The sequence below is a fragment of the Pseudomonas sp. XWY-1 genome, from assembly GCF_002953115.1.
Classification (GTDB): domain Bacteria; phylum Pseudomonadota; class Gammaproteobacteria; order Pseudomonadales; family Pseudomonadaceae; genus Aquipseudomonas; species Aquipseudomonas alloputida.
Genome location: NZ_CP026332.1, coordinates 4,082,448 through 4,102,125, shown reverse-complemented (window position 1 = coordinate 4,102,125; position 19,678 = coordinate 4,082,448). Strand labels below are relative to the sequence as shown.

General features: G+C 62.5%; 17 protein-coding genes. 7 read left to right on the top strand and 10 right to left on the bottom strand.

All coding sequences use genetic code 11. The annotated features are described in order from the left end of the window. Positions 1-123 precede the first annotated feature (123 nt). From dacB to PRJ_RS19030, 8 genes are all read right to left on the bottom strand, one after another. Positions 124-1,578 carry a D-alanyl-D-alanine carboxypeptidase/D-alanyl-D-alanine-endopeptidase gene (gene dacB / locus PRJ_RS19065; protein ID WP_104962220.1) on the bottom strand — a complete coding sequence of 485 codons (1,455 nt, stop codon included), beginning with the start codon at positions 1,576-1,578 and terminating at the stop codon, positions 124-126. A 200-nt stretch (positions 1,579-1,778) separates the two neighbouring features. Further along, entirely contained in the window at positions 1,779-2,123 is a 345-nt protein-coding gene (locus PRJ_RS19060; RefSeq protein WP_003248695.1) for a YggL family protein, read from the bottom strand. Positions 2,124-2,164: 41 nt separating this feature from the next. Continuing rightward, on the bottom strand, positions 2,165-5,797 hold the full coding sequence (locus PRJ_RS19055) for an ATP-binding protein (protein WP_104962900.1): 3,633 nt from the start codon (positions 5,795-5,797) through the stop codon (positions 2,165-2,167). An 8-nt stretch (positions 5,798-5,805) separates the two neighbouring features. Continuing rightward, positions 5,806-6,423, bottom strand: coding sequence for a response regulator transcription factor (locus PRJ_RS19050; protein WP_003248700.1), 618 nt, complete (start codon positions 6,421-6,423; stop codon positions 5,806-5,808). Positions 6,424-6,704: 281 nt separating this feature from the next. Further along, complete coding sequence (locus tag PRJ_RS19045; RefSeq protein ID WP_014753953.1) at positions 6,705-8,036, bottom strand: deoxyguanosinetriphosphate triphosphohydrolase; 1,332 nt, start codon at positions 8,034-8,036, stop codon at positions 6,705-6,707. Positions 8,037-8,184: 148 nt separating this feature from the next. Continuing rightward, positions 8,185-8,514, bottom strand: a complete 330-nt coding sequence (locus PRJ_RS19040; protein ID WP_020192627.1) for a hypothetical protein — start codon at positions 8,512-8,514, stop codon at positions 8,185-8,187. Beyond that, positions 8,511-8,885 carry a phage holin family protein gene (locus PRJ_RS19035; protein WP_010953103.1) on the bottom strand — a complete coding sequence of 125 codons (375 nt, stop codon included), beginning with the start codon at positions 8,883-8,885 and terminating at the stop codon, positions 8,511-8,513. Before PRJ_RS19035 ends, PRJ_RS19040 begins: the two co-directional genes overlap by 4 nt. 9 nt (positions 8,886-8,894) lie before the next feature. Beyond that, on the bottom strand, positions 8,895-9,209 hold the full coding sequence (locus tag PRJ_RS19030; protein ID WP_010953104.1) for a YqjD family protein: 315 nt from the start codon (positions 9,207-9,209) through the stop codon (positions 8,895-8,897). Positions 9,210-9,521: 312 nt separating this feature from the next. Between PRJ_RS19030 and PRJ_RS19025 the strand changes: the two genes are divergently transcribed. The 5 genes from PRJ_RS19025 (at position 9,522) to PRJ_RS19005 (ending at position 12,893) form a co-directional block, all read left to right on the top strand. Further along, the gene (locus PRJ_RS19025; protein ID WP_104962219.1) at positions 9,522-10,730 is read left to right on the top strand and encodes an ammonium transporter; all 1,209 of its coding nucleotides are present in this window, start codon (positions 9,522-9,524) and stop codon (positions 10,728-10,730) included. A gap of 73 nt (positions 10,731-10,803) precedes the next feature. Further along, a complete protein-coding gene (locus PRJ_RS19020) occupies positions 10,804-11,043 on the top strand; it encodes a glutaredoxin family protein (RefSeq protein WP_010953106.1) in 240 nt (79 codons plus the stop codon). A gap of 108 nt (positions 11,044-11,151) precedes the next feature. Next, positions 11,152-11,583, top strand: a complete 432-nt coding sequence (locus PRJ_RS19015; RefSeq protein ID WP_064491094.1) for a D-Ala-D-Ala carboxypeptidase family metallohydrolase — start codon at positions 11,152-11,154, stop codon at positions 11,581-11,583. 65 nt (positions 11,584-11,648) lie between these two features. Then, the gene (locus PRJ_RS19010; RefSeq protein WP_010953108.1) at positions 11,649-11,957 is read left to right on the top strand and encodes a hypothetical protein; all 309 of its coding nucleotides are present in this window, start codon (positions 11,649-11,651) and stop codon (positions 11,955-11,957) included. A gap of 51 nt (positions 11,958-12,008) precedes the next feature. Continuing rightward, a complete protein-coding gene (locus PRJ_RS19005) occupies positions 12,009-12,893 on the top strand; it encodes a pseudouridine synthase (protein ID WP_104962218.1) in 885 nt (294 codons plus the stop codon). A gap of 761 nt (positions 12,894-13,654) precedes the next feature. On the opposite strand, the gene PRJ_RS18990 is transcribed toward PRJ_RS19005, so the two are convergent. Continuing rightward, entirely contained in the window at positions 13,655-15,220 is a 1,566-nt protein-coding gene (locus PRJ_RS18990) for a PAS domain-containing methyl-accepting chemotaxis protein (protein ID WP_104962217.1), read from the bottom strand. A 141-nt stretch (positions 15,221-15,361) separates the two neighbouring features. Then, positions 15,362-18,103 carry an aconitate hydratase AcnA gene (gene acnA / locus PRJ_RS18985; RefSeq protein WP_010953110.1) on the bottom strand — a complete coding sequence of 914 codons (2,742 nt, stop codon included), beginning with the start codon at positions 18,101-18,103 and terminating at the stop codon, positions 15,362-15,364. A gap of 224 nt (positions 18,104-18,327) precedes the next feature. Between acnA and rlmM the strand changes: the two genes are divergently transcribed. Both rlmM and PRJ_RS30105 read left to right on the top strand, forming a co-directional pair. Beyond that, positions 18,328-19,392, top strand: coding sequence for a 23S rRNA (cytidine(2498)-2'-O)-methyltransferase RlmM (gene rlmM / locus PRJ_RS18980; protein ID WP_003248725.1), 1,065 nt, complete (start codon positions 18,328-18,330; stop codon positions 19,390-19,392). Between the two features lie 105 nt (positions 19,393-19,497). After that, positions 19,498-19,662 carry a hypothetical protein gene (locus PRJ_RS30105; RefSeq protein ID WP_177429900.1) on the top strand — a complete coding sequence of 55 codons (165 nt, stop codon included), beginning with the start codon at positions 19,498-19,500 and terminating at the stop codon, positions 19,660-19,662. The last annotated feature ends 16 nt before the right edge of the window (positions 19,663-19,678 follow it).

Below are 19,678 nucleotides of genomic sequence, written 5' to 3'. Positions count from 1 at the left end.
CGGTTGCCGGTACCGAGCCTTTCGCGGCGAAAACCGCTCCTACAGGTTGCACAGGTTTGGTAAGCCGTGCTCACCCCTGTAGGAGCGGGTTCACCCGCGAAAAGGCCAATACAGGCTAACCAATCAATTAGCTGCTGTACTGCCAGCCAGCTTCGGCTGGCGATACAGGTCAAGCAACACCTGATCCAGCACCTGCGAGGCACCCCACGGTTTCGGGTCGTTGAGAATCGCCGCTACCGCCCAGGTATGGCCGTTGCTGTCGCGGCTGAAGCCGGCAATCGCCCGCACAGTGTTCAGTGTGCCGGTCTTGATGTGCCCTTCGCCGGTCATCGCAGTGCGCTTGAGACGCTTGCGCATTGTGCCGTCCATGCCCACCAGCGGCATCGAGCTCATGAACTCGGCAGCGTAAGGGCTCTTCCAGGCGGCTTTCAGCATCTCGGCCATTTCCCGGGTACTGACCCGTTCGGCACGCGACAGGCCAGAGCCGTTTTCCATCACCAGATGCGGCGCGGTGATGCCCTTTTTCGCCAGCCATTGGCGTACCACGCGCTGGGCAGCACGGGCGTCGTCGCCATCGGCATCGGTGCGGAACTGCGCGCCAAGGCTCAGGAACAGCTGCTGGGCCATGGTGTTGTTGCTGTACTTGTTGATGTCGCGGATCACTTCCACCAGGTCTGGCGAGAAGGCGCGGGCCAGCAGGCGAGCACTCTTGGGCACATTCTCGATGCGGTCGCCACCCTGGATGTTGCCACCCAGTTCGTTCCAGATTGCGCGCACGGCACCGGCGGCGTAGGTGGGATGGTCGAGCAGTGACAGGTAGGTTTGCGAGTTGCAGCCGTCACCCAGTTGGCCGCTGACCGTTACACTGATGCCGTCGGCCTGGGGCACTGGGTTGTAGCGCACATCACCCGTGCATTTCTTCGAGGCTACCGGCTTGACCTGGTTGTCGATGCGGATGCGGGCAATCGGCGGCTCGACTGCAACGGTGACCTTGCCACCATCATTGCGCGCCACGAAGCGCAGGGCCTTGAGGTTGACCAGCAGCGAGTCGGGCTTGACCAGGAACGGCTTGTTTTCATCACCGCCGTCGTCGTTGAACTGCGGCAGGTTGGGTTGCACGAAGTGGCTGCGGTCCAGCACCAGGTCACCGGTGACGGTGCGCACGCCATTGGCGCGCAGGTCACGCATGAGCAGCCACAGCTTTTCCATGTTCAGTTTGGGGTCACCGCCACCTTTAAGGTAGAGGTTACCGTTAAGCACGCCGTTGCTCAGGGTGCCGTCGGTGTAGAACTCGGTTTTCCACTGGAAGGTCGGGCCAAGCAGTTCGAGGGCGGCGTAGGTGGTGACCAGTTTCATGGTCGACGCCGGGTTCACCGACACATCGGCATTGAACACGGTCGGGGTGCCGGGGCCGTCCAGCGGCAGCATCACCAGCGACAGTGCGGTGTCCTGCAGCTTGTTGGCCTTGAGCGCCTGCTGCACTTTGGCAGGCAGGGTGGTATTGACGGCGGCGTGGCTGGGCAAGGCAAGTGGCAACAGCAGGCCGGCAAGTATGAGGGGACGAAGCGTTTTGATCATAGCGAGTGAATACCCTGCGGCGAGGGAAAAGGGCTTTGGGGCTGTAAGAGATGATGGCCCCACGACGTAAACAGTACGCATTATGCCCCAAGCGCAGCCGCGATGCGTCACGTTCGACGGAAAAGCATCGCCAATAAAAAGGCCACCCGAATGGGGTGGCCTTTTCAGCAATCAACCTTTCAGCCCGAAGCTGACAAGTATCACTCAGCCTTGTTGATAGGCTTTTCCGGGTACCAGGCATCCAGCAGCGGGCTGACTTCGATCTTGGTCAGTTCGCTGCGGCCTTTGAGCCAGGCTTCAACGGCAGCGCGCTGTTCTTCGCTGACCGAGCCGCGTTTGACCGAGCACACCAGGCCGAAATCGTCACCGCCTACATAATCCAGGCCGTTGGCGTCCATGGCTTCTTCCAGGAACGCGTCGAGGAAAGCATCGATTGCCTGGTCATCCAGATCTTCCTTGAATTCCAGGTTCAGCTCGAAGCCCAATTCCTGAAACTCGTCGACACACAGCTTCTTGCGCAGACGACGGGAGCGGTTTGTGGCCATGAAACAATCCTCTTAGGTAATAACGCCGCGCAGTCTACCAGTTAACACGTGTGGTTGCCTGCCTGAGTATCCGTGCTTGTGGCCAATTCCTTGGCCAGGGCACGTTCCACTCGGCACATATGCCGTGCCAGTGCCTGGCGCCGCAGGCGCACCTGGGCAGTGGGCAAGTCGCTGGCCTCGAGGGCTTCACACGCCGCCATCAGGTCAGGGGCTTCCAGCATGCGTGCGGCGCTGAGCACCTTGTGGGCCTGCTCGGCAATGGCGCCGCTGTCGTGTTGCGGGTGAAGCGCCATCAGGCTGGCCAGGTCGGCCTGAAGGCTCTGATGCAAGGTTTCCAGGAAGCGCTGACGGTCAACCGGGTCAGGCCCGACCACGGCGGCCAGGCCGTCCAGCTGGTACAGCTTGCGTCGGGGGCGTTGCTGGCGGCGCGGGCGAATGCCAGCCAGGCGCTGGCTGAGGGTGCTCAGGCTGATGGGCTTGAGCAGACAGTCGTCCATGCCGGCGGTCAGGCACTTGCGGCGTACTTCCGGCTGTGCGTTGGCGGTATAGCCGAGGATGGTGCAGGGTGGTCGCTTGCCATGGCGTTCTTCGGCGCGCACGGCAGTCGCCAGCTGGTAACCGTTCATGTGCGGCATGTTGCAGTCGAGTACCAGCACATCGAAGTCGCCTTCCCGCCAGGTCGCCAGGCCTTCCTGCCCATCGCGGGCGCTGGCGTGCTCCAGGCCCAGGTAGCCAAGTTGTTGCGCCATCAGCTGCAGGTTGGCCGGGTGATCATCGATGACCAGCACGTTCAGCCGTGGGTCGGGCACGTCGAGCTGCTCGGGCAGCGGTTTGGGCTGCTCTGCGCCATCCACCCGTTGCAGCGGCATCTTCAGGCGCACCTGGGTACCGACATCCTCCAGGCTCTTCATGGACAGGCTGCCGCCCATCATTTCGCACAGGTTGCGGCAGATGGCCAGGCCCAGCCCGGTACCTGCGCGGGCGCCCTGGCTGTGCGGGTTGGCCTGGATGAACGGGTTGAACAGGCGCTGCAGGTCGTCGGGGTGGATGCCGATGCCACTGTCGCGCACCTCCAGCTCCAGTACGGCTGGTGTGCTGGTTCCGTCATCCAGCAGCCTGACGCAGATACGCACCTGACCGTGCTCGGTGAACTTGATGGCATTGCTCACCAGGTTGGACAGCACCTGCTTGAAGCGCAGCGGGTCAAGCAGGACATGGCAGCGTGCGGCCGGGGCGATCTGCACCTCCAGGGCCAGGCCTTTCTGCCGCGCCTGGCCATCGAAAATGCGCGCCACCGATTCGACCAGCGCCGCCAGGTCGACCACCTCCGGGGCCAGGGACAAGTGCCCGGACTCGATGCGCACGATGTCGAGAATGTCACCGATCAGGCCTAGCAGGTCTTTGGCCGAATGGTGTGCCAGTTCCAGCGCGCTGCGGTCCACCCGGCCCTGGTCGGCGCGCTTGACCGCCAGTTCCAGCATGCCGATCACGGCATTCATCGGGGTGCGGATTTCGTGGCTGATGGTCGCCAGGAACGTGCTCTTGGCGCGGTTGGCATCGTCGGCCTGCTGCTTGGCCTGGCGCAGCTCCAGGACCAGTTGGCGGCGTTCGCTGATGTCGATCCAGCCGCCGATGATCCCCTGCACCTCACCCAGGGAGTCGCGGTACGGCAGGATCCAGTGGTAGATGGTCAGGTCCCGGCCCTTGATCCGTAATGGACGGTCCTTGATCAGTGGTGAACCCGCCGCCATGACTTTCTGGTAATCCGCCTGGATCTGCCGAGCCTGCTCGGAATCGGCAAACAGGCTGTCCTTGAGTTTTTTGCCGATCACCTGATCGGAGCGGGCCTGCACGGCTTCAAGGTAGCTGTAGTTGCAACTTTTCAGGCAACCCTCGCGGTCGCGCACATACATGGGGTGGGGCGTACCGTTGAGCAGGGCGCGCATGAATGCCAACTGGTCGTTCAGCGCGCGTTCGGCGCGCTGGCGCTGGCGAATCTGCAGGCGCAGGCGGGCATTCCAGAGCAGTGCAAGCAACAAAAGCACGGCCGTGGTCAGCACCACCTGCAGGGCAAGGCGGCTGTAGCCTTTGGTGTTGTCATCCTCATGCCTGCCAAAGCCACGCCAGCGGTTGTTGATTACCCCCAGCTCCTCCGGTGAGATGCTCAGCAAAGCCTTGTCGAGGATCGACAACAGCGCCGGTGACGGGGCAATGGTGGCCATGGCGAAATTGGCGGGTTCGCTGCCGACCGAGGTGCGGATGACCAGTTCGGGGTTGCTGGCCAGGGCGTGATTGGCGTCGATCAGGGTGGTGATCACCGCATCGACAGCCCCGCTGTTGAGCAACGCCATGGAGTAGAACGCGCTTTCGGTCTCGACCCAGCTTATCTTTGGGTAGTCCCGGGACAGCATGGCGTTCATGGTGCTGTAGCGGGTAATGGCGATACGATGCCCCTGCAACTGCTCCAGTGAACTCAATGCATTGTTGTCCTTGTGGTTGACCAGCACATAGGCGCTTTCGAGATAGGGGCGGCTGATTTGCAGGTCGTCCCCTGCTTTGCCGGCGCTGGCCAGTGCGGCGATGACATCGGCCCGGCCATCCTTGAGGCGGGCGACCATGTCGGCAATGCCACTGGCGCGCTGCACTTCGAAACGCAACCCGGTGCGCAGGCGAATGAGGTCCAGCAGGTCGGCGGTGATGCCTCGGAAATGCCCCGAATCATCGAAGTAGGACAGTGGTGCAGCCGCGTCATCGGCTGCCACGCGCATCACGGGGTGCTCCTGCAGCCACTGCTGCTCGGCCGCGCTCAATTGCAGTTGGCGATCGCTCAGCAACAGGTCGCTGCCGGCGCTCCAGCGCTTGAAGATACTGGAGCGAATGGCCGGGCTTTGCCTGTCCAGGATGGTGTTCACCAGGTCCAGCAGCACGGTATCTTGCTGACGCAAGGCAAAACCGAAGCCGATGGCCTCGTGTTTGCCGAAGTTGGCCATGCGCAGGCGGGGCAGATGACCACGGTTGAGCTGGTAGTGCGTGGAGATGGTATCGCCGATGAACACGTCGGCCTGCCCGAACGCGACAGCATTCAGTGCCTGGCTGGAAGAACCGAAGGCCAGCAGCTCGGCCTTGGGGTAGGCGGTGAGTACTTCCTGTCTGGGCAAATAGTGATAGAGCATGCCCAGGCGCATGCCGGCAAGGTCCGTGTCCAGTGCCCGGTTTTCGTCTTCACGCGTTACCAGTACAGGTTGGTCGACGGCATAGGGGCGCGACAGTGCCAGGCCGTCACTGGCCGCTTCGTAGCCATTGGCGCTGCCCAGCAGGTCGATATCACCGTGCCTGAGCGCCTCCACCGCCGCCTGCCGGCTGGAGAAACGCAGCACCCTCACTGGCAACTGCAAGGCCTTGCCGATCAGGTTTGCATACTCGGCGGTCAGGCCCTGGTAGTCGTTGCCGCCACCGGTGATATCGAACGGTGGATAGTCGGGTGCCGACGTGCCCAGCACCAGTTCCTGCCGGCCTTCGCGCCATTGCCGTTGTTCGGGCGTGAGCACGGGCTGGACGGGGCGGGCCGATGAGCGCGCCAGCAACGTAAAGGACGCGGCTTCGCGATGGCCAGCCTGTGTCGCGCCGCTGAGCAGCAGCAAGACGAGCAGCAGGCGATTGATAACTCGGGCCATGACCACGTTCAGACCAGCGCGTTGCGCTTGGCCATCTCAATAAGATCGACCAGCGTATTGACTTGCAGTTTGTGCATGAGGCGCTTCTTGTAGGTACTGACAGTCTTGCTGCTGAGGAACATGCCCTTGGCAATTTCCTTGTTGCTGCGGCCTTGGGCGAAAAGTTGAAGCACCATCAGTTCGCGGTCATTTACCTGGCGGAAAAGTTGCAGGTCGCTGTCGGTGGTCTGGTTGTTTTTTATTGCCTGGCTGGGGAAGTAGTTATAACCGGCCAGTACGGCCTTGATTGCACTGAGCAGTTCACTCAAGTCTTCCTGCTTGCAGACATAACCTGCTGCGCCCGAGTGCATGCAACGTACGGCAAACAATGCCGGGGACTGTGCGGTCAATACCAGAACCTTCAAGGGCAGGGCCATGCTCTGAAAGCGGGCCAGCACCTCCAGGCCGTCTAGCTTGGGGATGCTGATGTCGAGAATGACCAGGTCGGGGTTGCTCTCGCGGATCATCTGCATGGCGTCTACGCCGTTGTCCGACTCGCCGACAATCTTGTAATTCTGGTTTTCCAGCAGCATACGGACGGCCAGGCGAATCACCGGATGGTCGTCAACGATAAATATGGAGTGCATGTTCAACTTCCCTGCGGTCGATTGAGGGTGACAGTGGGCACCTTATCGCAGTTGGAAGTCCTCAGGCGTGCGAGGAATGGCTGTTAGGCCTATATGGGAAACGGCTTACAAGATAAAACAAAATGGGCTACGGAATAGGTGTGCTTAACTCGCTGTCAAAGCGATTTTGGTAACTTTTCATTAGTTTTTATTCGTGCCGTTTAGTGTGGCCCCGTTGGTGTAGGAAGTTTCCTGCAAGCGTGGTGCAGCGCCTGGCCGAGCCTGCGCTGCACCGACGCGTTTCAGGTCGGGCTGGAGCGCCCGGTCATCTCCCGGGCCATTTCGCTGGCATAGCTGTCGGTCATGCCGGCGATGAAGTCGATCATGCGCAGGAAGGCGCTGTGCAACGAGGCATGCGGGTCTGGCGCATTGTTGCCGATCAGGTCCAGCACCCTGCGACTCTTGAACGATGGCGTACGTCCACCGTGCTGCTCGAGGGCCGCACCGCAGAACGTGTTCAGCAGAATCTCCAGGGTGGTGTAGGCGCCGATTTCGTGCAGGGTCTTGCGTTTGTCCTGGAAGATCTTGTTGCGCGCCATGTCCTTGGCTTGCAGTACACAGCGTTTGGCTGGGCCATGCATGTGTTCCACCAGGTCGCCCGGCAGTTGCCCGGCCAGCAACGCCTGCTGCTGCTCGACGAATGCGTGGGCGGCGGCGTTGGTCAGGTGCTCGATGGCCTTGCCGCGCAGGATGGCCAGTTTGCGCCGACGAGAATCGCGTGGGCCGAGCTGGCGGTAGGTTTCTGGCAGGTCTTCGCCGACCAGGTCGAGCAACAGCGCCTCGACTTCTGCGTATTGCAGCAGCTCCATTTCCAGGCCGTCTTCCAGGTCGATCAGCGCGTAGCAGATGTCATCGGCAGCCTCCATCAGATACACCAGCGGGTGGCGCGCCCAGCGCTGGTGTTCCAGCTGCGGCAGGCCGAGCTTGCGGGCAATCTGTTCGAGCAGGGGCAGTTCGCTCTGATAGCTGCCGAACTTGTGCTTCTTGTAGCCCAGGGCGTCGGCGTGGCGGGCGCTCCACGGGTACTTGAGGTAGGTGCCGAGGGTGGCATAGGTCAGCCGGGTCCCCCCATCGAACTGGTGGTATTCCAGTTGGGTGAGCACGCGAAAGCCCTGGGCATTGCCTTCGAAGTTGAGAAAGTCGGCCCGTTCGTCATCGCTCATGTCGTCCAGCCAGCCGCGCCCGGCCGCCTGCTGGAACCAGTGGCGAATGGCGTCTTCGCCGGAGTGGCCGAATGGCGGGTTGCCGATGTCGTGGGCCAGGCAGGCTGACTGCACGATCATCCCCAGGTCACTGGGGGCGCACCAGTCCGGCAGGTTGTCGCGCAGGGTCTCGCCGACGCGCATCCCCAGCGAGCGGCCGACGCAGCTGACTTCCAGCGAATGAGTCAGGCGCGTATGGATATGGTCGTTGCTCGACACCGGGTGCACCTGGGTCTTGCGGCCGAGGCGGCGGAAGGCACCGGAGAAAATGATGCGGTCGTGGTCTTTGTGGAAGGGGCTGCGCCCGAGTTCATCGGCGCTGTACAGGGCTTTGCCCAGCCGTTCGCGGGTAAGCAAGGTGTGCCAGTCCAAGGCGCGGTCTCCTGTCGTTCGAAGGCAGCAGCATACCCTGCAGGAAGCGCATTGTGCTGCGAAGAAGAGGCCGGCCCTTTGATGCATTCGTATCGATGGAACGGGCCTCTTCGCAGCACAAGGCTGTTTCTGCCGGGGCGAACCCTGGTCAGGGGCGGCGGCTGCCTTGCAGGTAGAGGCGTACCAGTGGCAACAGGGTGCTGCCCAACCGTATCAGGCGTGTCAGGTTGCCGCTGCGTACGCCCTTGCCGGTGAGAAAGCCCAGCGCCACCACGGCACCGATGCCCCACAGTGGCGCATGCTTGATACCCAGGCCTTCATGTAGCGAGCTGCCCATACCGCGCACGCGGCGCAGCGGTTCAAGCAACTGACCGGACTCATGACGGATTTCCTGGCGGTGCATTTCCATGCGCAGGCGCAGCAGCGCCTTGCGCAGTTCGCGCGGGTTACGCGTGTTTGGCAGTTCTGGCAGGCTCATGGCAACAGGCGCTCCCTGTCCTTGGCAAGTTCGTCGAGGGTGGCGCCGAAGGGCGATGATTCGTCGAACACCGCCGCCTTCAGGCGCACGCCGCAGTACAGTGCAGCAATGCCATAGAACACGCACAGACCAATGATACCGGCCAGTCGATAGCTGTCCCACAGCAGCACCAGCAGCAGCCCGGACAGCGCGGTCAGCAGCAGCAGGGCGAACACCAGCGCCAGGCCGGCGAACAGCAGCAGGCTCAAGGTACGGCCCTTCTGCTCCTGCAACTCGATACCGAACAGCTCGATGTGACTGTGCAGCAGCCCCAGCATGGCCGCGCCCAGGCGCTTGCCCGAAGCGCTGGCGCCGTTGGCGTCATTCTCCATGGGTTCCCCTTAGCGCCGGTTGGCCAGCAGACCGATCAACAGGCCGACGCCGGCGGCGATGCCGATTGCCCGCCACGGGTTTTCCTGCACGTACTGCTCGGCGCTGCCAAGCGCTGCCTGACCGCGTTCACGTACCGAGTCCTGGGTCAGTTGCAGGGTTTCGCGGGCCTGGGCCAGGCGCTCGTGAATCTGCTCGCGCAACTCGTCGGCCTGGTCGCCTGCCAGGTTGGCGGTGTCGGCCAGCAGCTTCTCGGTGTCGCGCACCAAGGCCTGAAAGTCAGCCATCAATATCTCTTGTGCATTCTTTGCCGATTTGCTGGCCATGGGTCTCTCCCTGTCGATGAGTGTTGGTACTTCGAGTGACAGCACGCATGGAAGGTTCAAGTGCGGCTGCTGGTATGGGCCTTGCTATGTTTTTGCCACGTTGCGGAGCGCCTGTGACCGGTTATGCGCCGATTCAGGGCGCCCGCGCAGCGGATACCGATAAACCTTAACCCAATCCACGACAAACCCAAGAAAAAACCACGCAGGCTTCACCCCGCTCACCTGAACAGGGTAGGGGCTGGCACCGATTCGGTGCAGGGATGCAGGTTCTTGAACTGTCCTGGTGCCTTTTTCAGCAGGTCTGCCTATTTCATGGAAAACATGCACAGCGCTATGGACTCTCTGGTCCACGGTTCCAACACCCTGTTCATTCTCATGGGCGCCATTCTGGTGCTGGCCATGCATGCCGGCTTCGCGTTCCTTGAAGTGGGCACGGTGCGCCACAAGAACCAGGTCAACGCCTTGTCGAAGATCCTCAGCGACTTCGCCATCTCGGCGCTGGTCTACTTCTTTATAGGCTACTGGATCGCCTATGGGGTCAACTTCTTCCAGCCGGCGACAACGCTGGCTGTCGACCATGGCTATGCGCTGGTCAAGTGTTTCTTCCTGCTGACCTTCGCGGCGGCGATTCCGGCGATCATCTCCGGGGGCATTGCCGAGCGGGCGCGGTTCGTGCCGCAGTTGTGCGCTACGGCGTTGATCGTGGCGTTCGTCTATCCGTTCTTCGAGGGTGTGGTGTGGAACGGTAATCTGGGCGTACAGGCTTGGCTGCAGGCACGCTTCGGCGCACCGTTCCACGACTTTGCCGGGTCTGTGGTGGTACACGCCATGGGGGGCTGGCTGGCGCTGGCGGCGGTGCTGCTGCTGGGGGCGCGCCGTGGGCGTTACCGCGATGGGCGTTTGGTGGCTTTTGCGCCTTCGAGCATTCCCTTTCTGGCGCTGGGCTCGTGGATCCTCATCATCGGCTGGTTCGGCTTCAACGTCATGAGTGCCCAGACCTTGCAGGGTGTCAGCGGCCTGGTGGCGATCAACTCGTTGATGGCCATGGTGGGTGGCACCCTGTCAGCGTTGCTGGCCGGGCGCAACGACCCGGGCTTCCTGCATAACGGCCCGCTGGCCGGGCTGGTGGCGATTTGCGCAGGTTCCGATCTGATGCACCCGGTGGGTGCGCTCGCCACCGGCCTGGTGGCGGGGGCGCTGTTTGTCTGGACCTTCACCGCCGCGCAAAATCGCTGGAAAATCGACGACGTCCTGGGCGTATGGCCGTTGCATGGTCTGTGTGGCGTGTGGGGTGGCATCGCCTGTGGCGTGTTCGGCCAGGTGGCGTTGGGTGGCATGGGCGGTGTCAGCCTGGTCAGCCAGTTGCTGGGCAGCCTGATGGGCGTGCTGGTGGCCTTGGCCGGTGGATTTGCCGTGTACGGAGCCATTCGTGCGCTGCATGGCCTGCGCTTGAGCCATGAGCAGGAGTTCCAGGGCGCGGACCTGTCGCTGCACCGGATCGGTGCTACCAGCCAGGATTGAGCCAGGTCAGGTGCAGGGTGGGCGTGGCGCGCCTAGAATAGGCTTCTGTGTATGCCAACCCGGGACCTGCCACATGCTGCCTGAATGTCAACTGTTCGGCACCCTCGGCTGCCACCTCTGCGAAGTGGCCGAGGCTGTGTTGATGCCTCTCGTCGATCATGGCCTGCTGGTAGAGCTGGTCGACATCGCCGAGAGCGAGCCTTTGTTCGAGCGTTATGGCCTGATCATTCCGGTGCTGCGGCGCTGTGACAACGGCGCCGAGTTGCACTGGCCGTTCGATACCGAACAAGTGGTGGCCTTTCTTGGGCAATGATGGCTGCAGAGGAGTTGCAACCCTGCTCCATGATCTGTGAAGCGAGCTGATGATCCGGTGGAGGCGCACCGTCGCCGGTAACCTTCTCCATCATCGGAATAGCTCGCCATGTTGATCACTCCACATTTCACCCTCGATGAAATGACCGTTTCCCAGCTCGCCGCCCGCGACGGGTTCGATAATGCACCGCCCCTCGAAGCCAGGGCCAACCTGCAATTACTGTGTGGTGCGCTGGAACAGGTACGTGCGTTGTTCGACGCGCCCATCATCATCAGCAGCGGGTATCGCAGTGAAAGGGTCAATCGGTTGATCGGTGGCGCCTCCGATAGCCAGCACGTGCAAGGGCTGGCGGCGGACTTCACGGTGATCGAGGTCAGCCCGCGCGAGACCGTCCGGCGAATCAGCGAAAGTGCGGTGCCCTTCGATCAGCTGATCCTGGAATTCGACAGATGGGTGCATCTGTCGGTGACGCGCGGCACGCCACGCAGGCAGGTGCTGACCCTGCGCAAAGGCAGCGGCTACCTGGCGGGGCTGCAATGAAGCGCATTGACGGCAGCAAGGGGATGTTCGTATGCTGTATATAAATACAGTGTCGAGGTGAAGCCATGCTCAATGTCGAGCAACTCAAGTACAGCGTCAACCGCATGCCCGTGGATCGGGTGGCTGACGCCGTTCTGGAACTGCGCCTCGAAGGCCTGGTGACGGGCGACTGCACGCCGTTCGGCAAAGTCCACTTCAATACCTGCTTCGCCGAGATCGAGGCCTTGTTCCAGCGGGCCGGTTATCACCGAGGGCTGGATGTGGTGGGCTATCAGGGGTTGCTCTATGCACTCTACGACCCTGGCCGCTGGGAGCCGGTGCAAGTACTGCGCTGGCTGAAGGATCGCTGCGAGGCGATGGCCCAGGCTGGTTGAGGGGGCGGGCTTGGGCGATAATGCGCGGCCATGAACGTCTCGAGCCCAGCCATGACCACGCCTTTCGACCCCGCCCGCCAGCAAGCCAGTACGGTGTGCCTGCCACCTGGTAACTGGGTGACGGTGCTCGATTGCTTGTGTGATCATTTCAAGGCCATCGACCGCGCCCAGTGGCTTGACCGCTTTGCCCGTGGCCGGGTGCTGGATGCCGAGGGGCAGGCAGTTGCCGCCGACCTGCCTTACAAGCGTGGCATGCGTTTGCATTATTTCCGCGAAGTGCCGAACGAACGGCCGATCCCGGTGCAGGAGGCGGTGCTGCATGTGGACGAGCACCTGGTGGTGGCCGATAAACCGCATTTCCTGCCGGTGACGCCGACCGGTGAATACGTCGAGCAGACCTTGTTGCGCCGCCTGATCCGGCGCCTGGACAACCCGCACCTGGTGCCGTTGCACCGCATTGACCGGCACACCGCCGGGCTTGTGCTGTTTTCCGCCAACCCGCACAGCCGCAGCGCCTACCAGCGGCTGTTCCCCGAGCGGCGTATCGACAAGCGTTACCAGGCCATTGCCGCTGCCATGCCACAGCATGCCTTTCCGCTGGTGCACAAAAGCCGCCTGGTGCATGGCGAGCCATTTTTCCGCATGCATGAGGTGGAGGGTGAGGCCAACAGTGAAACCCTGGCCGAGGTGCTGGAGAAGAACGGTGAGCGATGGCGCTATGGGCTGTCGCCAGTGACCGGCAAGACACATCAGTTGCGTGTGCACATGGCGGCTTTGGGGGCAGGGATCAGCAATGACCCGTTCTATCCGCAATTGCTCAACGAAGAGGATGACTACCAGCGGCCGCTGAAACTGCTGGCGCAGAGCCTGCGTTTCGAGGACCCGCTGAGTGGCGAAGAGCGCTACTTCGAGAGCCGCTTGCGGTTGGACTGGTAACACAGCAAGCGGACTTGCCTGCTAAAGGGGCGGGCCTGCTGGCCAATTTTCACCCGCCGTTCACCGTTGCTGCTGCTACCGTATTCGCGGGTAAACCCGCTCCTACGCACGCATCGGTGGTTCGCCACAGGCCGTCGTAGGAGCGGGTTAACCCGCGAATGGGCCGGGCCTGCTGGCCAATCTCCACCCGCCGTTCACCGTTGCTGCCGCTACCGTATTCGCGGGTAAACCCGCTCCTACATGGACCGGGGGTGGACGCGCATCAGTGGTTCGACACAGGCATCGACGGCCCGGCACAGCATCGGTGGTTCGGCACAGCCGTTGTAGGAGCGGGTTCACCCGCGAATGGGCCGGGCCTGCGGGCCAATTTCCACCCGCCGTTCACCGTTGCCGCCGCTACCGTATTCGCGGGTAAACCCGCTCCTACATGGACCGGGGGTGGACGCGCATCAGTGGTTCGACACAGGCATCGACGGCCCGGCACAGCATCGGTAGTTCGGCACAGCCGTTGTAGGAGCGGGTTCACCCGCGAATGGGCCGGGCCTGCTGGCCAATTTTCACCCGCCGTTCACCGTTGCTGCTGCTACCGTATTCGCGGGTAAACCCGCTCCTACATGGACCGGGGCGGACGCGCATCAGTGGTTCGACACAGGCATCGACGGCCCGGCACAGCATCGGTGGTTCGGCACTGCCGTTGTAGGAGCGGGTTTACCCGCGAACACCGGCAGAGCCGGTGCCATCCCCAGCGGAAGTCTCGAGCTTCAGCGGTTGAAGCGCTCCACCAGCGAATACTGGCTACCCGCCGTGCTGGTCAGTTCCTCGCTCAGCAGTGCCGAGTGCTGCGCCTGTTCGGCGGTCTGGTCGGCCAGTTCGGCAATGGTGCTGATGTTGCGGCTGATCTCGTCAGCCACTGCGGTCTGCTCCTCGGTTGCAGCAGCAATCTGGGTGGCCATGTCGGTGATATTGGCCACCGCTTCGCTGATGCCTACCAGCGCCTCGTCGGCCTGCATAACCCGATCGACGCCTTCCTGTGCCTGGCGGTGGCCGGTTTCCATGGTCAGCACTGCGTTGCTGGCGGTCTGTTGCAGCTTGGCGATCAGGCCGTGGATCTGCCCGGTGGATTCGGCGGTGCGCTGGGCCAACTGACGCACTTCATCAGCCACCACGGCAAAGCCACGGCCCATTTCACCGGCGCGCGCCGCTTCAATGGCTGCGTTAAGCGCCAGCAGGTTGGTCTGGTCGGCGATGCCCTTGATCACGTCGACCACGCCCCCAATCTCGTCGCTGTCTTTGGCCAGTTGTGTAACCGTCTGGCCGGTCTCGCCCACTGCCGCCGACAGGCGCTCGATGGCCTCGCGGGTTTCTCCGGCAATCTGCCGGCCCTGGCTGGTCAGGCGGTTGGCTTCCTGGGTGGCATCGGCGGTGCGCTGTACATGGTTGGCCACTTCCTGAGTGGTGGCGGCCATCTGGTTTACCGCGGCGGCGACTTGCTCGGTCTCCACCCGCTGGCGCTCCAGCCCCGAAGAGCTCTTGTGCGCCAAGGCATCGGACTGGCGTGCCTGGTCGCTCAGGTGTTCGGCACTGTCTTGAAGACGCGTCAGGCAGGTTTTCATGCGTGCGTCCTGGCTGAGCATGGCCATTTCCAGGCGCGCCTGCACGCCACGGCTGTCGGTGAACATCTGCGCGATCAGTGGGTCGGAAGTGGTTTGCTCGGCCAGGCGCAGCAGGCGCTTGAGGCCGCGCTGCTGCCAGCTCAGACCGAGCAGACCCAGTGGTACCGAAAGCCCTGCGGCCAAGGCAAAGCCCCAGGAATGACCCAGCCAGTTGCCGATCAGGAAGCCCACCTGGCTGATCAGGATGAACGGTAGCCAGTCCTGCAGCACTGGCAGCCACTTGTCGCGACGCGGTACCGGCGGCTTGCCCTGGTTGATGCGCTGGTACAGGGCCTCGGCGCGGCGGATCTGCTCGGCGGTGGGCTTGACCCGCACCGACTCGAAGCCGACAACCTGGTTGTTATCGAAAATGGGGGTGACATAGGCGTTGACCCAGTAATGGTCGCCGGACTTGCAGCGGTTCTTGACGATACCCATCCACGGCTGGCCCTGCTTGAGGGTTTGCCACATATGGGCAAACACGGCAGGCGGTACGTCGGGGTGGCGCACCAGGTTGTGCGGTGCGCCCGTCAGCTCCTCGCGGGTGAAACCACTGATTTCGATAAAGGCATCGTTGCAGTAGGTGATCACACCCTTGGCGTTGGTAGTGGAGATCAACCGCTGCTGGGCTGGGAAAGTCCGTTCTCTCTGGGTAATCGGCTGGTTGTTACGCATGGGTGATAGTCCGCAGGGCTTTCGACAGGTATCGGCAAGCGGCTGGTTTTATTGAATGGATATTTGATTCATTGATTAGAGAGATCGAGCGCCGCCCCCGCGGCGCTCGGTTTCAAGAACGGAACGAATCTTCGGCCAGACTCAACTGGCGATCATCTGGCGCAACACATAATGCAGAATCCCCCCCGCCTTGAAGTATTCCACCTCGTTCAGGGTATCAATCCGGCATAGCACCTCGATCTGTTCCTGTTGGCCATCCTCGCGGGTAATGCGCAAGGGCAGGCTCATGCCGGGGTGGATATGTGCGCCGTCCAGCCCCAGTACATCGATCTGCTCCTTGCCGGTCAGCCCCAGCTGTTTGCGGTTGTGCCCGGCCTTGAACTGCAGCGGCAACACGCCCATGCCCACCAGGTTGGAGCGGTGAATACGCTCGAAGCTTTCTGCCAGCACGGCCTTGACCCCCAGCAGGTTGGTACCCTTGGCTGCCCAGTCGCGGCTCGAACCGGTGCCGTACTCCTGGCCGGCAATCACCAGCAGCGGGGTGCCTTCCTGCTGGTAACGCATGGCCGCGTCGTAGATCGACAGCTTCTCGCCAGTGGGCACATGCAACGTGTTGCCGCCTTCTTCGCCTGCCAGCATTTCGTTGCGGATACGGATGTTGGCGAAGGTGCCGCGCATCATCACTTCGTGGTTGCCACGCCGCGAACCGTAGGAGTTGAAGTCGCGTGGCTCCACACCCTGTTCCCGCAGGTAGCGCCCGGCCGGGCTGTCGGTCTTGATGTTGCCGGCGGGGGAAATGTGGTCGGTGGTCACTGAATCGCCCAGCAGCGCCAGCACCCGTGCGCCGTGAATATTGGCAATTTGTGGCGGCGGCCCGCCGATGCCGTCGAAGAACGGTGGGTGCTGGATGTAGGTGGAGTCAGCCTGCCACACGTAAGTGGCGGCCTGTGGCACCTCGATGGCCTGCCATTGCGCATCACCGGCAAACACTTCGGCGTACTCCTTGTGGAACATCGCCGTATCGACCTTGGCCACGGCCTCGGCAATTTCCTGCTGGCTCGGCCAGATATCCCGCAGGTAGACCGGTTGGCCGTCCTTGCCTGACCCCAGCGGGTCGCGCGTCAGGTCCAGGCGCACGCTGCCGGCCAGGGCGTAGGCCACCACCAGCGGGGGCGAGGCCAGCCAGTTGGTCTTGACCAGTGGGTGCACGCGGCCCTCGAAGTTGCGGTTGCCCGATAGCACCGAGGCCACGGTGAGGTCGGCGCTGCCAATGGCTTTTTCGATCGCCTCGTCCAGCGGGCCGGAGTTGCCGATGCAGGTGGTGCAGCCATAGCCGACCAGATCAAAACCCAGTTGGTCGAGGTAAGGCGTGAGCCCGGCTGCCTTGAAGTAGTCGGTGACGACTTTGGAGCCCGGCGCCAGCGAACTCTTGACCCAAGGTTTGCGTTGCAGGCCCTTTTCCAGTGCTTTTTTCGCCACCAGCCCGGCAGCCATCATCACACTGGGGTTGGACGTGTTGGTGCATGAGGTGATCGCGGCAATCACCACGGCCCCATCGCGCAGGGTGTGGGTCTGGCCCTGATGGCTGTAGTCGACTGCGCCGGTCTGGTCGGCGTTGCCCACTGCCACACCGCCGCCACCTTCGCTTTCCAGGCGGCCAACTTCTTTGGCCAGCGGTTTGGGCTGCAGCTCGATGAAGTGGTCGAAGGCTTGGCTGACCTGGCCCAGCGCTACGCGGTCCTGCGGCCGTTTGGGCCCGGCCAGGCTGGCTTCGACGTCGTCCATGTCCAGGGCCAGCGTGTCGCTGAATGACGGCTCCTGGCCGGGCAGGCGCCACATGCCCTGTGCCTTGCAGTACTGCTCGACCAGTTGCACGGTCGCTTCTGGGCGGCCCGAGAGGCGCAGATAGTCCAGGGTGACTTGGTCGACCGGGAAGAAACCACAGGTGGCGCCGTATTCCGGTGCCATGTTGGCGATGGTTGCGCGGTCGGCCAGGGGCAACTCGGCCAGGCCGTCCCCGTAGAACTCGACGAACTTGCCCACCACGCCTTTCTTGCGCAGCATCTGCGTCACGGTCAGCACCAGGTCAGTGGCAGTGATGCCCTCCCGCAGCTTGCCGGTCAGCTTGAAGCCGATCACTTCGGGGATCAGCATCGATACCGGCTGGCCGAGCATGGCCGCTTCCGCTTCGATGCCGCCGACACCCCAGCCGAGTACGCCCAGGCCGTTGATCATGGTGGTGTGCGAGTCTGTGCCCACCAAGGTATCGGGGAAGGCATAGGTGCGGCCGTCGGCCTCACGGGTCCACACCGTGCGGCCCAGGTATTCCAGGTTGACCTGGTGGCAAATGCCGGTGCCCGGGGGGACCACGCGGAAATTGTCGAAGGCGCTCTGGCCCCATCGCAGAAAGGCATAGCGCTCACCATTGCGTTGCATTTCGATGTCGACGTTTTCGGCGAAGGCCTGTGGCGTGCCGTAGCGGTCGACCATTACCGAGTGGTCGATCACCAGGTCGACCGGTGACAGCGGGTTGATCCGTTGCGGGTCGCCGCCAGCCTTGGCCATGGCGGCGCGCATGGCCGCCAGGTCGACCACGGCGGGCACGCCGGTGAAGTCCTGCATCAACACCCGCGCCGGGCGGTACTGGATCTCGCGGTCGGAGCGCCGTTCGCCAAGCCATTGGGCAATGGCGCGCAAGTCGTCGCCGGTGACGGTCGCGCCATCCTCCCAGCGCAGCAGATTTTCCAGCAGCACTTTCAGCGACATGGGCAGGCGCTGCAGGTCACCCAGCTGGCGGGCGGCCTCGGTGAGGCTGAAGTAGTGGTAGGTCTTGTCGCCGACCTTGAGGGGCTTGAGGGTGTTCAGGCTATCGAGCGAGGGCATTGCCAACTCCTTCTGCACCGGTGCCCGGCAAATATTCACGGTTTGCCGGCAGCACCGCTCTGTATCGGTCCGCACGGCACGGACCTGGCTGAATGGTCAGGTTAGACCGGTTTACGCTACCTGACCTTTTTCTGGACCGGCGGGGCGTGTCGCAGGTTCCGAACTTCCTTTATCATCGCCGCCCTGCCGGCGCCTGTGGTGCGCCAGCCGTAGTGGAGTGAGAGATGAATACCCTGTTCATGCATTGCCGGCCCGGTTTCGAGGGCGAGGTTTGCGCCGAAATCAGCGAACATGCCGCCCGCCTGGGTGTTGCCGGCTATGCCAAAGGCAAGCCGCAAAGTGCCAGTGCCGAGTTTGTCTGTAGCGAGGAGGGCGGTGCCGAGCGCTTGATGGGGGAACTGCGTTTCAACCAGCTGATTTTCCCGCGGCAGTGGGCACGTGGCGGTTACGTCGAACTGCCGGAAAGTGACCGCATCAGCGTACTGCTGGCGCAGTTGGCTGACTTCCCGGTGTTCGGTAGCCTTTGGCTGGAGGTGCTGGACAGCAACGAAGGCAAGGAATTGTCTACCTTCTGCCGAAAGTTCGAAGTGCCGTTGCGCAAGGCCCTGGAGAAGGCCGGCCGCCTGGTCGACGACCCTGGCCGCCCACGCTTGCTGCTGACCTTCATCAGCGGCCGGCGGGTATTTGTCGGCGTTGCATCGGCCAGCAACAGCGCCTTGTGGCCCATGGGCATCCCACGCCTGAAGTTCCCTCGCGAGGCACCTAGCCGCTCGACACTCAAGCTGGAAGAGGCCTGGCACCAGTTCATCCCTCGTGAGCAGTGGGAGCAGCGCCTGGGTGATGACATGACCGGCGTCGACCTGGGAGCCTCGCCGGGTGGCTGGACCTACCAGCTGGTGCGCCGCGGTATGCTGGTGACAGCCATCGACAACGGGCCGATGGCCGAAAGCCTGATGGACACAGGCCTGGTCCAGCACTTGATGGCCGATGGTTTTACCTGGCAGCCGAAGCAGCCGGTAGACTGGATGGTGTGCGATATCGTCGAGAAGCCGGCGCGTACCACCTCGCTGATTGAAACCTGGCTGGGTGAGGGGCTGTGTCGCGAGGCGGTGGTCAACCTGAAGTTGCCGATGAAGCAGCGTTATGCCGAAGTACGGCGCCTGCTCGACCGTATGGAGGCAACATTCAAGGCACGCAAGATCAAGGTGTCGATTGCCTGCAAGCAGCTGTACCACGACCGCGAGGAAGTGACGTGCCACCTGCGGCGGCTCGATTTGAAGCCACGCTGAGGCCAGCACGTCGTTCTGCTTCTGCTTCTGCTTTTGCTTCTGCTTCTGCGTCTGCGTCTGCTTTTGCTGTTGCTTCTAAGCGCGCGATAGTTCAGGCGACGCAGATTGCGACTTCAGGAGGCCTGCGTTCGGCCTCCTGAAGTCGCGAAGATCAAGATCAAGATCAAGATCAAGATCAAGATCAAGATCAAGATCAAGATCAAGATCAAGATCAAGAGCGCTGGGTTTGAAAGCCGTGCTTGGAGCGCGTCGCGCTATGCGCGACAATAGCGATCATTTTCGGAGC